This is a genomic window from Roseomonas sp. CAU 1739, from assembly GCF_039839775.1.
Classification (GTDB): domain Bacteria; phylum Pseudomonadota; class Alphaproteobacteria; order Acetobacterales; family Acetobacteraceae; genus Neoroseomonas.
The window spans coordinates 405740-418298 of the sequence record NZ_JBDOQQ010000003.1 but is presented as its reverse complement, the minus strand read 5'-3'; the positions used below and the strand labels follow the sequence as shown (position 1 = coordinate 418298).

Below are 12559 nucleotides of genomic sequence, written 5' to 3'. Positions count from 1 at the left end.
ATGGCACGCATCGGCTTCGTCGGCCTTGGCCGGATGGGCGCGCATATGGCGCGTAACCTGCTCAAGGCAGGGCATGAGGTCGTCGTCTTCGACATCGTGCAGGCGGCGGTGGATGCCGTCGTCGCATCGGGCGGCAAGGCGGCTTTCTCCTCCGCTGCCGCGGCGCAGGATGCCGACGTCGTCATCACGATGTTGCCGGCCGGCGAGCAGGTGCGCGACGCCTGGCTGGGGCAGGGCGGTCTCGCCAAGGCGTCCCGCGCGGACGCGTTGCTGATGGATTGCTCGACCATTGATGTCGCGACGGCGCGCGAGGTCGCGGCGGCGGCTGGGCGGCCCTTCCTCGATGCGCCGGTTTCGGGTGGCGTGATGGGGGCGGAGGCCGGAACGCTGACCTTCATGGTCGGCGGCGATGCGGCGGCGGTGGAACGCGCGAAGCCGATCCTGGGCGCGATGGGCAAGACGATCGTGCATTGCGGCGATGCCGGCGCGGGGCAGGTCGCGAAGCTGTGCAACAACATGATGCTGGCGGCCACCATGGCGGTGACCTCCGAGGCCTTCGTGATGGCCGAACGGCTCGGCCTGCCGGCGCAGGCGCTGTATGACGTGTGCTCGAAATCCACCGCGATGTCCTGGGCACTGAACAATTCCTGCCCGGTGGCTGGACCGGTGCCGACCAGTGCGGCCAATCGGGATTTTGCGCCCGGCTTCACCGCGGCGCTGATGCGCAAGGACCTTGGCCTCGCGCAGCAGGCGGCGAAGGATGCCGGCGTGGATGCGAAGGTCGGCGCGCTGGCGCTGTCGCTGTTCGACCGCTTCGTGGAAGGCGGCGGCGGGGGCAAGGATTTCTCGGGGATCATCACCATGATCCGTGAAGGGAAGTGACGATGACGACGTCGTTCGTGTCGCCGCGCCTGCTGATGATCGGCGGTGGCGCGGTGGGGAAGCTGGCCGAGGTGCTTGGCCAGTTCGGGCTGTCGAAGCCGCTGGTGGTTACCGATCCCTGGATGGTGTCATCCGGCACGGTGGAGAAGGCACTGGGGCCGCTGCGGGCGGCGGGGATCAGCGCCGGCGTGTTCAGCGACACAGTGCCCGACCCGACCGATACGGTGATTGAGGCCGGCGTCGCCGCGATGAAGGCCGGCGACTATGACTGCCTGGTCGGCTTCGGCGGCGGCAGTCCGATGGACACCGCCAAGGCGATTGCCATCCTTGGTGCCGCGCCGGCCGGGGCGAAGATGCGCGACTTCAAGGTGCCGGCGCAGGCAAATCGCGGCGCGCTGCCGGTCATCTGCGTCCCGACCACGGCGGGCACGGGCAGCGAGGCAACGCGCTTCACGGTCATCACCGATACCGAGCGCGATGAGAAGATGCTGATCGCGGGCCTCGGCGCGCTACCGACCGCCGCGGTGGTGGATTATGAACTGACCTTCAGCCTGCCCGCGCGCATCACCGCGGATACCGGCATCGACAGCCTGACGCATGCGCTGGAGGCCTTCGTCTCCAAGCGCGCGAATGACGAGGCGGATGAGTATGCGTTGCGGGCGATGCGGTTGATCGCGCCAAATCTGCGTGCGGTCTATGGCGAGCCGGGCAATGGCATCGCCCGCGCGGCGATGATGAAGGGCGCCACTCTGGCGGGGATGGCGTTCAGCAATTCATCCGTGGCGCTGGTGCATGGGATGTCGCGGCCGATCGGGGCGCATTTCCATGTGCCGCATGGCTTGTCCAACGCAATGCTGCTGCCGGCGGTGACGGAATACAGCCTGAATGCCGCGCTGCCGCGATATGCGGAGGCGGCGCGGGCGATGGGGGTGGCAACGGCGTCGGAGGGCGATCAATCGGCCGCCGCGCGGCTGCTGGAGGAATTGCGCGCCCTGAACCGCGACCTGGCCGTGCCGACCCCTGCGGCCTACGGCATCGATGCAGCCAAGTGGGATGGCCTGCTGCCCGTCATGGCGGCGCAGGCCCTCGCATCGGGCAGCCCGGCGAACAACCCGGCGGTCCCATCCGCCGAGGAGATCATCGCCCTCTACCAGCGTGCCTGGATGGGCTGAGGACGCCGCGCCTGGCGCCGCCAGCCTGACAGACAGAAAAAGGAGGGGGTGCGGGGGAGTTCTCTCCCCCGCGTCACTTTACGGCCTTCGCCCCGGCCGGCGCCGCCGTCTGCTCATCCCGCCGCATCCGGTTCCGCCCCGTGAACAGCACGATCGGCGCCGCGATGAACACCGACGAGCCGGCCGAGATCACGATGCCGACCACCATCACCCAGGCGAAGCCCGACAGCGTATCGCCGCCGAAGAACGCCAGCGGTACCGCCGAGAGCAGCAATGTCATGGAGGTGCCGAGCGACCGGTTCATCGTCTCGTTGATCGAGAGGTCGACCAACTGCTCCAGCGGCATCGTCTTGAACTTGCGCAGGTTCTCCCGCATGCGGTCGAACACCACGACCTTGTCGTTCGCGCTGAAGCCGATGACGGTCAGGATGCCGGCGATGGTCGTCAGGTTGAACTCGACCTGGAACAGAACCATGAAGCCGATGGTCTTCGTGGCATCCAGGATCAGGGTGATGATCGCGGCGATGCCGAACTGCCATTCGAAGCGCACCCAGATGTAGATGAGCATGGCGATGAAGGACAGGCCGAGCGCCATCAGCCCGCCGATGAACAATTCGTTCGAGACGCGGTTGCCCACGGCTTCGACGCGCAGGATGCGGGTGCCGGGGGCGACCTGTTCCAGCGCGTCGCGCACCTTGTTCACCGAGGCCTGGACGGCGCCTTCGTCGCCCTGCGCCGGAAGGCGGATGGCATAGGTGGAGGCGTCGCCGAATTGCAGGATGGTGGCGTCGCCGAGGTTCAGCGCGCCGACAGAACTGCGCAGCAGGGCAATGTCGCCCGCCTGGGGCGTGCGCACCTCCATCTCGATGCCGCCCTTGAAGTCGATGCCCTTCTCCAGCCCCGGATAGAAGGCGATGGCGACCGACCCGGTGGACAGCAGTGCGGAGACGATCAGCCCCATCCGCGCCCCGCGCATGAACGGGATGCGCGTGCCGTCGGGGAAGATGCGGAACAGCGGACGGCGCAGGCGTTCGTACAGCGACAGGCCCGGGCGCTGGAACACGGGCAGTTCCTTCGGCCGGGTCGCGCGATACCACCAGGAGGTGAACAGGCGCGTCAGAACGGTGGCCGTCCACATCTGCACGATGGTGCCGATCGCGACGGTGACGGCGAAGCCCTTCACCGTGCCGGAACCGAAGCCGTAGAGGCAGCCCATGGCAATCAGGTTCGTGAGGTTCGAATCCATGATCGTGCCGGATGCCTTGGTGTAGCCGGCCTCGAGCGCGCTGATCGGCGTTCGTCCGTTGCGTACTTCCTCGCGTATGCGTTCGTTGATCAGGATATTCGCGTCGAGCGCGGTGCCGAGGGTGAGCACGATGCCGGCGATGCCGGGCAGGGTCAGCGTGGCTTCCAGCAGCGACATGCCGGCGACGACCAGCAGGATGTTGAAGGCCAGCGCAATGTTGGCGAACCAGCCGAGCAGGCCGTAGGCGAGGCCCATGTAGAGGAAGACGAGGATGGTGCCGGCGCCGAGCGCATAGGCGCCGGCACGGATCGCATCCGCGCCGAGTTCCGGCCCGACGGTGCGTTCCTCCACCACGGTCAGCGGCGCTGGCAGGGCGCCGGCGCGCAGCAGCACGGCCAAGTCATTGGCCGATTGCGCGTTGAAGGACCCGCTGATCTGGCCCTGGCCGCCGGTGATGGGTTCGCGGATCACCGGGGCGGTGATCACCTTGTCGTCCAGCACCACGGCGAAGGGGCGGCCGACATTCTCCCGCGTGATCTGAGCGAAGCGGCGGGTGCCGACGGAATCGAACTGGAAGTTCACGACCCATTCGCCGTTGCGGCTGTCCTGGCCGGCGCGGGCATTGGTCAGGTTCGCGCCATCGACCTCGACACGGCGGCGCACGGCGACACGCTCGCCGCCGCGTTCTGCCGGCAGGAACATCACGCCCGGCGGCGGCGTGGCCGCCATGGCAGCGCTTTCATCCACCAGATGGAAGGTCATGCGGGCGGTGCGGCCCAGCAGGTCCTTGATGCGATTGGGGTCCTCGACGCCCGGCAGGGTCACCAGGATCCGCGACTGGCCCTGGCGGGCGATCAGCGCTTCGGCCACGCCAGTCTCGTCGATGCGGCGGCGGACGATCTCGATGGATTGCTCGACCGCGCTGGTCGCCTTGGCGCGCAGGCCGGATTCGGTCAGCGCCGCCCAGACCTGCCCGTCTGGGGCGCTGGTCACCTCGATGTCGGGAACGTTCTGGCCGGTCGACATCTGGATCGGGTTGGCCAGTTCGCGCAGCACCGCCATCGCCGCCGGCACCTGCGCGGCGTCGAGCACGCGCATCCCCATCCGCCGGTTGGCGGCATCGGAGGCGAGATTGACATAGCGGATGTTGCCGGCGCGCAGGCGCGTGCGCGCGCCCTCGATCATGCCGTCCAGGCGTTCCCGCACCACGGTGTTGATATCGACTTCGAGCAACAGATAGGAGCCGCCCCGCAGGTCCAGCCCAAGGCTGATCTGCCGCGCCGGGAACCACCCCGGAAAGGCCGAGCGCGGCACCAGGTTCGCCATCGCGATGAGCGTGCCGAGCAGGCAGACCGCCAGGATCACGACGGTCTTCCAACGCGCAAAATGGAGCATGGGCAGCAGAAATCCCGAATTTCAGGCGCCGGACAATGGCGAGGGGGGGCAGGGGATGCAACCCTGCCGTCGGTATGGCGGGAGACGGGGCCCCTCATCGCGCCCATGCCCTGATTCTGCAAGGATTTTCGGATTGTTCGGCCACGCGCGGGCGCGCGGGCTGCCATGTCCGGCCGGTTCCGAAGGGTCCCGGGCGGGCATTTCGGGATCGTTGCGCTGTCGGGCGACCCCATGACAAGACCGTTGCCGGTAGCCACTTTCCCACGGCAGCGACGGGGTCGGCGCGCACCTCTGGCGGAAGTGGTCTGGCCGCCCAGATCAACAAGGCGGATCATCCATGCCGCAGCAAGGAGGCCTCGTCATGTCGAACCTGTCCCGCCGCGGCGCGCTGTCGCTCGGCCTCGCGGTACTCTCGGTGCAGGCCGCTTGGGCGCAAGGCGCCGGCCCGGCGCGCATCCGCGGCACGATCGTCGGCCTGGACGGCAGCGCACTCAGCGTCACCACCCGGACCGGGGAGCGCGTCACCGTCAACTTGGCCGAGAACACGACCGTCAGCGCGCTGCGCCGCGTGGTCCTGGCCGACATCACGCCCGGCACGGCGCTGGGCGTGGTTGCCGAACCCGGCCCGGATGGCGAACTCCGGGCCACCGCCATCACTGTCCTGCCGCCCGGTGTCCGGATCACGGAACTGCAGAACGCCTGGGACACCGCCCCCAACGCCTCCATGAACAATGGCCCGGTCGAGGCCGCTGTGGACAGTGGCTCGGGGCGCGACCTGACGCTGAGCATCCTCGGCCGCCGTGTGCTGGTGCGGGTGCCCGCCGAGACGCCACTGCTGATGCCAATCGCGGCGGCGCGGTCGGACCTGGTGCCCAATGCCACCGTCTTCATCAACGCGATGCGTGATGCGGAGGGCCGCATCACGGCCAGCCGGGTGACGGTCAGCAAGGACGGCGTCGCGCCCGTCATCTGATCGGTCGGTCGGGGCCATGCGCGCGGCCCCGCCCTCTGCTACAGGACGGAGATGAGCGCCAGCGACACACGCCTTCCCCTCGCCATCCTCGGCGTCGGTCATTTCGGCCGGTTCCATGCCCTGAAGGCGGCGGCCAATCCGCGCATCCGGCTGGTCGGACTGGCCGATGCCGACCCGGCCCGCGCCGCTGCCGTCGCGGCCGAGGCCGGCACCCTGGCCCTGGCGCCGGAAGCCGCCATCGCCGCCGCGGAGGCGGTGATCATCGCCGCCCCCACCCGCTTCCACCACGGCCTGGCCGAGGCGGCGCTGATGGCGGGCCGGCATGTCTTCATCGAAAAGCCGATCGCTGCGACGCTCGCCGAGGCCGATGCGCTGATCGCCGCGGCCGCTGCGACGGGCCGCGTGTTGCAGGTCGGCCATATCGAGCGCTTCTCGGCCGCCTTCCGCGCCGTGGTGGGCGCGCGATCGGGCGGCCGGTCGCTGTCATGGGATGCGATCCGCGTTGCACCATTCCGGCCGCGCAGCCTCGATGTCTCGGTCGTGCTGGACCTGATGATCCATGACATCGACCTGGTTATCGAACTGGCCGGCGGCGAGCCGGAGGCGGTCGAGGCCGTTGGCGCCGCCGTCGCCTCCGACCGGCCGGACTTCGCCGTCGCCCGGCTGCGCTTCGCCGGCGGACGGGCGGCGGTGATCACGGCCTCACGCGTGTCGCTGGCGATGGAACGCCGCCTGCGCGTGCTGGGAACCGAGGGCGAGATGAGCGTGAATTTCCTCGACCGCTCGCTCGCGGTGCTGCGGCGCGGCGGGGCCGAGCCAGTCGCGGCCATGCCGGGTTCGGGCATCGACCGCGCCACATGGACCGATCATGACAGCCTGGAGGCCGAACAGGCCGCCTTCGTCGCCGCCTGTCTGGACGGCGCGCCGGTTGTGGTGGACGGTGCCGCCGGACGTCGGGCGCTGAAAGTGGCGCTCGCGGTGGAAGCCGCGATCGGCGGCACGCAAGAGGAAACGTAGCGAATGGACAAGCCACGCATCGCCATCGTCGGCGCCGGCGCGGTCGGAGGTTACGCGGGGTCCTACATGGCCCAGGCCGGCCACGACGTGACCTTCATCGACCCCTGGCCCGAGCATGTGGAGGCGATGCGTTCGCGCGGCCTGACCATCGAGCACCTGAAGGACGTGCCGGCTTTCACCGTGCCGGTGAAGGCGATCCACCTGACCGAATTGCAGTCCTTCGCGAAGCAGAAGCCGGTCGATATCGCCTTCGTCTGCATGAAGTCCTACGACACGGCCTGGGCGACGGCGATGATTGCGCAGTATCTGGCACCGGGCGGCTACATTGTCTCGCTGCAGAACTGCATCAATGAGGAAGTGATCGCCGGCGTCGTCGGCTGGGGCCGGGTGTTGGGGGCGATCGCGTCGCTGATCACAGTGGAATTGTCCGCGCCGGGGCTGGTGAAGCGGGCGGCCGGCAAGTCTGGCGCGTCGCACACCGTCTATCGTGTCGGCGAGCCGCATGGGCGGATTTCACCACGCGCGGAATACATCACCTCGCTGGTGGCACTTTCGGATTCCGCGCTGACCACGAACAACCTGTGGGGTGAGCGCTGGTCGAAGCTGGTGGCGAACGTGATGGGCAACGGCATCGCCGCCGCGACCGGGCTGCTGGCCAAGGAAGCGACCGCCGATGACGCCATCCGCGCCTTCGCCGCGCGGCTGGGGTCGGAGGCGATCCGCGTCGGTCAGGCGCTCGGCTACGACCTTGAGGAGATCCTGCATCTCGACGCCGAGATCATCGCGAAGGCGGGTGAGGGCGATGACGCCGCCCGCGCCGCCTATGACGCGCAACGTTTGGCCGATACGCAGAAGCCGGGCGGCGGGGCGCATCGCGCGTCCATGGGCCAGGACATGATGAAGGGCCGGCGGACCGAGATCGAATACCTCAACGGTTTCGTCGTCGCGCGTGGTGCGGAGATCGGCATCGCCGCCCCGGCCAACGCCGCGCTGACCGAGATCGTGAAGCGCGTCGAGCGCGGCGAGGTTGCCGCTTCCCCCGACCTGATCCGGGACTTGCGGCTGAATTAGGCCCGGGCGCCTGTACGATCCTCCACGCTGTCGCTCATGCTCCCGCCGGTGGGCTGTGTCCGGGAGACGATCGAGTTTCGACGCGGCGCGGAGGTCGCCTATTGCGATTCCGGCTGGTATTTCGTGATGCCGCCCTTCACCTCGTTGTCCGCCTGCTTAGACGAGATTGTGTCAGCCGGCTTCGTGCGGCAGCCCCGGACACCACCGGCACGAACTCCCTATCAGCCAATGCTGTCGTCAGGAGGGTAGCCGGCCCGCATTGACGCCCGGCACCCTTCCCAACACAGTCGGTGCAACTGTTGGGGAAGAACGCCCGGATGCCAGCGACCGCACGCGACGCCTTGCGCAACATCGTTCGCGAGAAACTCGCGCGGGACGAGGTCGTCGCCTCGATGACCGTGCGCCTCGTGCGCGGGATCGAGATCGCGCAGATCGCCGCAAGCGCGGGCTTCGACAGCCTCTATGTCGACATGGAACACGGGCCGCTCACGCTCGACATGACGGGGCAGGTCTGCATGGCGGCGCTCGCGGCCGGCATCACGCCGCTGGTGCGGGTGCCGGCACTCTCGCCGGAATTCGTGGGGCGCGTGCTCGATGCCGGTGCACTCGGCATCATCGCGCCGCATGTTCATTCGGCGGATGAAGCCCGGCGCGTCGTCGAGATGGCGAAGTTCCCGCCGCTTGGCCATCGTTCCGCCGCCGGCCACTTGCCGCAATTCGGCTTCAGGGCCTATCCGGCGCGGGAGGCGAACCTTGTGCTGGATGCCGCGACCATGGTCATCCCGATGGTCGAAAGCGTCGAGGCGCTGGAGAAGGTCGAGGAGATTGCCGCCGTCGAAGGCGTGGACATGATCCTGGTCGGCACCAACGACCTGACCGCCGAGATGGGCATCCCCGGCGCCTTCGACCACCCGCGCGTGCGCGAGGCCTATGAAAGGATCATCGGCGCCTGCCGCAGCCGTGGAAAGCATGTCGGCATTGGCGGCCTCGCCTCCCGGCCGGACCTCGTCGCGCAGATCGTCGGCATGGGCGCTCGCTATGTCTCGACCGGTACGGATCTCGGCTTCCTCGCGGAAGCCTGCGCGGCCAAGGCGAAGCAGGTGCATGCATTGACAGGCTGAGGCCGGCCCGACGGCAGATCACGCGCTGGACCGAGCAGGCCAGCGCTGCGAACATCGTGGCCGATGGCCCGGAACCGTGGGAGGGAGGCACCATGCTGGTCGATGTCGTGATCGAGGCGAGGCTCAGGTCGTGAAGATCGCCGTCATGGGGGCCGGCTCGGTCGGGTGCTACTATGGCGGGATGCTGGCCCGCGCGGGCCTGCCCGTCACGTTGATCGGCCGCAGTCAGCATGTCGATGCGGTCAACGAGCGCGGCCTGTTGCTGGAGATCGGCACCGACCGCATCCCCGTCCCGATGGCTGCCACCACCGAGATCGAGGGCGTCGCCGGTGCCGACGTCGTGCTGTTCTGCGTGAAATCCGGTGATACCGAGGCGGTGGGCCGCGCGATGGCGCCGCATCTGCGCCCGGACGTCACCATCCTGTGCCTGCAGAACGGCGTGGACAATCCCGACCGGCTGCGCGCGGCCATCGGCGGGGAGGTGGTGCCGGTTGCCGTCTACGTCGCCACCGGCATGGCCGGGCCTGGCCACGTTCGGCATCATGGACGCGGCGACCTGGTGATCGGCCCGTCGCGCAGGGATGCCGAGATCGTGGCGCGCTTCGGCGCCGCCGGCATCCCCACCACCGTCTCCGCCAATGCCATCGACGCGCTGTGGGCGAAGCTGATCGTCAACTGCGCCTACAATGCGCTCTCGGCGCTGACGCAATGGCCCTATGGCCGGTTGCTGGCCATGGAAGGCGTCGCTGACGTGATGCGCGACGTGGTGGGCGAATGCGTCGCCGTGGCGCGGGCGTCGGGCGTGACCGTGGCACCGGAAATCGAGCAATCCGTGCTCGGCCTCGCGGCGACGATGCCGGGGCAGAAATCCTCGACGGCGCAGGACATCGCGCTCGGCAAGCCGACCGAGATCGACCACCTCAACGGCCTCGTCATGCGCCGCGGCGCGGCGCTGGGCATTCCCACCCCGGCCAATCGCGTGCTGCATACGCTGGTCAAGGCGGCCGAGGCCCCGCGCGGCTGAAGGCGGCCCAACCGATCGGTTGGGGCGCTCTTGCCAGCGCCCTGCTTGCGCGCGACGCTTCCCCCAACGACACCCGAGGGGAAGGGAACACCGCATGCACAACCCGATGGATCTGACGGGCCGCACCATCATCGTCACAGGCACCGGGCAGGGGATCGGCCGCGCCATTTCGCAGCTTGTCCTCGACCTCGGCGGCAATCTGGTGATGGTCGAGCGCAACCCCGAGACTTTCGCCGATGTCGCCAAGGCGCTGGGCGGCAACCACACCCTCGCTGTCCAGGGCGACGTGACTGATGAGGCATTCTGCGCCCGCGTGGTGGATGACGCCGTCGCCCATTTTGGTGCCGTGCACGGCCTGGTGAACAACGCCGGGATCACCCGCCCCGCGATGATCGAGAAGATGACCGTGCCGCAATGGCAGGCGGTGATCGATGTGAACCTGACGGCGGTGCATCTGATGCAGCAGGCGGTCGGCCGCCATATGATCAGCCGCGCCCGCGCGGGGGACACGGTTGCGGGCGCGATCGTCAACATCTCCTCCACCGCCGGCAAGCGCGGGTCGATCGGGCAGGTCAACTACGCGGCGGCCAAGGCCGGCGTGCTCGGCATCACCATGACCGGGGCGCTGGAATGGGCGCGCTACGGCATCCGTGTGAATTCCGTCGGCTTCGGCACGGTCGAGACGCCGATGACGGAAACCGTGCGTTCCGACCGCTTCCGCGAAAGGACGCTGGCACGCATCCCGCTTGGCCGCATCGCCACGCCGGCAGAGGTCGCGCCGCTGATCTGCTTCCTGCTGTCGGACGCGTCGTCCTTCGTCACCGGCCAGAACTGGCTGGAGGATGGCGGCAGCATCACGCATGTCTGATCGCACCGGTGGCCTTGGGTCACCGATGCGACGTGCGATGATCGTCGAACGGAGGATGGCGGACATTGGCCCGCCCTGCCTTCGGTCGACGGCGCAGGGTGGCCACCGGGTTTCGGCGCTGCCGCCGCGGGACACCCATTCCCTTGGCAGGCAGTATTCGGGCAAAGCGGCGCTTCCGCCGCCCGGCTGCGGTTGACGACTTGCTGCACCGCACCGAAGATTGCCGCATCAACTCGCAGGGGCTGACGCGATGATGATCGACCGCCGCGCACTGCTCGCCGCCTGCGCCGCGGTTCCGACGCTCGCGCGCGGCCAGGGCGTCCGCGGCACGACGAAGATGATCGTGCCTTATGGGGCCGGCAACATCACCGACCAGGTCGCGCGCGTCTTCGTCGATGCGCTCGCCGCGCGTGGCGGCCGGCAGCTGGTGGTGGACAACCAGCCGGGTGCGGGCGGCACGCTCGGCGCTTACAATCTGGTTCGTGCACCGGCGGATGGCAGCACGCTTGGCATGGTCTCGGCCGCTGCGCTGACGATTGCGCCGCATGCCGCGCGCCAGGCGGTGCGCTACGATCCCTTCACCGACCTGATTCCCGCGGCGGGCGTCTACGTGTCGAGCGCCTACCTGGCGGTCAATGCCGCGCTGCCGGTGACGAACCTTGCCGAACTCGTGGCCTACGCACGGGCGCGCCCGGCCGACAATCCGCTGTTCTACTGCTCGCCGGGCAATGCCACCGTGCCGCATCTGAACATCGAGACGTTGCGGCGCGGCCTCGATTTCCCGGCGCAGCACGTGCCGTATCGCACCAGCGCGGCGGCCAATACCGACCTGCTCGCCAATCGCGTGCAGATGACGATGGATTCCGCCTCCATCACCGTCCCCCACATGAAGGCCGGCACGCTGCGGCCCATCGCCTATAACGGCACACAGCGCAGCGCCGACTTTCCCGACATCCCGACCTTCCGCGAGGCCGCACCCGACGTGCCGATGCTCAATGCCTGGTCAGGGCTGTTCTTCCCGAAGGGCACGCCGGCGCCGATCGTGCAGGCGGCCTCGGTGGAATTCCTCGCCACCGTCAACGACCCGGCCTTTGCCGAGAAGATGCCGCTTGGCGTGGCACCCTTTCCGCTGGACCCGGCGGAACTCGCCACGCATATCCGTCGTGACAACGAAAGGCTGGGCCGACTGATCGGCGAGATCGGCCTGACCCAGGATTGAGGACCCAACAGCCCATGGCCCGAGACGTCATCACCTCCCCGCGCGTCACGCCGATGCGTTCCGGGGTCTCCCATGCCGTGAAGTGCAACGGCTTCGTCTTCGTCACCGGCGCCACGCCCTTTCGCGGCGCCGACCGCATGACCGCCGAGATCGACAAGGGCGACCTCACCGCGCAGGTCCATCAGGTGATGCGCAACATCACCGCGATCCTGGAAGAAGCGGGCTCCTCGCTCGACCGTGCTGTGAAGATGAACGTCGCGGTGACCGACCTGACGCGCTATGCCGAATTCGACGCGGCCTTCCGGACATGGTTTGCCGAAGGGAATTTTCCGGCGCGGCAGACGACGGAATCGGTGCATCTCGCGCATCCTGATTTCCTCGTCTCGATCGACTGCATCGCCGAGGCTTGAGGGCGGGATTGGAGAGGGGCTTTGCCCCTCTCCAGACCTCTCCCCACCAAAGGCTTAAGGCCTTTGGGAACCTCCACTGGGCGCAGGGCGCGGCTGCGGTTGCCATTGAGGGGCGCCCCTCGTGCCCGACGGCTCAACTTCGTCACGACGCCGGGCGCGGC

General features: G+C 68.5%; 11 protein-coding genes. 10 read left to right on the top strand and 1 reads right to left on the bottom strand.

Annotation, left to right across the window (positions count from 1 at the left end):
* Positions 1 to 882, top strand: a complete 882-nt coding sequence (gene mmsB, locus AAFN86_RS08135) for a 3-hydroxyisobutyrate dehydrogenase (RefSeq protein WP_347542786.1) — start codon at positions 1 to 3, stop codon at positions 880 to 882.
* Positions 883 to 884: 2 nt separating this feature from the next.
* Complete coding sequence (locus AAFN86_RS08130; RefSeq protein ID WP_347542785.1) at positions 885 to 2054, top strand: iron-containing alcohol dehydrogenase; 1170 nt, start codon at positions 885 to 887, stop codon at positions 2052 to 2054.
* A 73-nt stretch (positions 2055 to 2127) separates the two neighbouring features.
* On the opposite strand, the gene secD is transcribed toward AAFN86_RS08130, so the two are convergent.
* Positions 2128 to 4695, bottom strand: coding sequence for a protein translocase subunit SecD (gene secD / locus AAFN86_RS08125; protein WP_347542784.1), 2568 nt, complete (start codon positions 4693 to 4695; stop codon positions 2128 to 2130).
* Positions 4696 to 5056: 361 nt separating this feature from the next.
* Between secD and AAFN86_RS08120 the strand changes: the two genes are divergently transcribed.
* The 8 genes from AAFN86_RS08120 to AAFN86_RS08085 all read left to right on the top strand — a co-directional run bounded on the left by AAFN86_RS08120 (position 5057) and on the right by AAFN86_RS08085 (position 12398).
* Positions 5057 to 5668, top strand: a complete 612-nt coding sequence (locus tag AAFN86_RS08120; protein ID WP_347542783.1) for a hypothetical protein — start codon at positions 5057 to 5059, stop codon at positions 5666 to 5668.
* Between the two features lie 51 nt (positions 5669 to 5719).
* Complete coding sequence (locus AAFN86_RS08115) at positions 5720 to 6685, top strand: Gfo/Idh/MocA family oxidoreductase (RefSeq protein ID WP_347542782.1); 966 nt, start codon at positions 5720 to 5722, stop codon at positions 6683 to 6685.
* Positions 6686 to 6688: 3 nt separating this feature from the next.
* Positions 6689 to 7756: a 2-dehydropantoate 2-reductase gene (locus AAFN86_RS08110; RefSeq protein WP_347542781.1), complete on the top strand. Its 1068-nt coding sequence runs from the start codon at positions 6689 to 6691 to the stop codon at positions 7754 to 7756.
* Positions 7757 to 8073: 317 nt separating this feature from the next.
* On the top strand, positions 8074 to 8877 hold the full coding sequence (locus AAFN86_RS08105) for an aldolase/citrate lyase family protein (protein WP_347542780.1): 804 nt from the start codon (positions 8074 to 8076) through the stop codon (positions 8875 to 8877).
* A 130-nt stretch (positions 8878 to 9007) separates the two neighbouring features.
* On the top strand, positions 9008 to 9901 hold the full coding sequence (locus tag AAFN86_RS08100; RefSeq protein ID WP_347542779.1) for a 2-dehydropantoate 2-reductase: 894 nt from the start codon (positions 9008 to 9010) through the stop codon (positions 9899 to 9901).
* 94 nt (positions 9902 to 9995) lie between these two features.
* Positions 9996 to 10769: an SDR family NAD(P)-dependent oxidoreductase gene (locus AAFN86_RS08095; protein WP_347542778.1), complete on the top strand. Its 774-nt coding sequence runs from the start codon at positions 9996 to 9998 to the stop codon at positions 10767 to 10769.
* A 250-nt stretch (positions 10770 to 11019) separates the two neighbouring features.
* Positions 11020 to 11988, top strand: a complete 969-nt coding sequence (locus AAFN86_RS08090; RefSeq protein ID WP_347542777.1) for a tripartite tricarboxylate transporter substrate binding protein — start codon at positions 11020 to 11022, stop codon at positions 11986 to 11988.
* Between the two features lie 14 nt (positions 11989 to 12002).
* Positions 12003 to 12398: a RidA family protein gene (locus AAFN86_RS08085; RefSeq protein ID WP_347542776.1), complete on the top strand. Its 396-nt coding sequence runs from the start codon at positions 12003 to 12005 to the stop codon at positions 12396 to 12398.
* Positions 12399 to 12559 lie beyond the last annotated feature (161 nt).

Bases quoted from the DNA above. Each gene is read 5' to 3' on its own strand.
- mmsB (WP_347542786.1), top strand. From the start codon at position 1: ATGGCACGCATCGGCTTCGTCGGCCTTGGCCGGATGGGCGCGCATATG.
- AAFN86_RS08130 (WP_347542785.1), top strand. From the start codon at position 885: ATGACGACGTCGTTCGTGTCGCCGCGCCTGCTGATGATCGGCGGTGGC.
- secD (WP_347542784.1), bottom strand. From the start codon at position 4,695: ATGCTCCATTTTGCGCGTTGGAAGACCGTCGTGATCCTGGCGGTCTGC.
- AAFN86_RS08120 (WP_347542783.1), top strand. From the start codon at position 5,057: ATGTCGAACCTGTCCCGCCGCGGCGCGCTGTCGCTCGGCCTCGCGGTA.
- AAFN86_RS08115 (WP_347542782.1), top strand. From the start codon at position 5,720: ATGAGCGCCAGCGACACACGCCTTCCCCTCGCCATCCTCGGCGTCGGT.
- AAFN86_RS08110 (WP_347542781.1), top strand. From the start codon at position 6,689: ATGGACAAGCCACGCATCGCCATCGTCGGCGCCGGCGCGGTCGGAGGT.
- AAFN86_RS08105 (WP_347542780.1), top strand. From the start codon at position 8,074: ATGCCAGCGACCGCACGCGACGCCTTGCGCAACATCGTTCGCGAGAAA.
- AAFN86_RS08095 (WP_347542778.1), top strand. From the start codon at position 9,996: ATGCACAACCCGATGGATCTGACGGGCCGCACCATCATCGTCACAGGC.
- AAFN86_RS08090 (WP_347542777.1), top strand. From the start codon at position 11,020: ATGATGATCGACCGCCGCGCACTGCTCGCCGCCTGCGCCGCGGTTCCG.
- AAFN86_RS08085 (WP_347542776.1), top strand. From the start codon at position 12,003: ATGGCCCGAGACGTCATCACCTCCCCGCGCGTCACGCCGATGCGTTCC.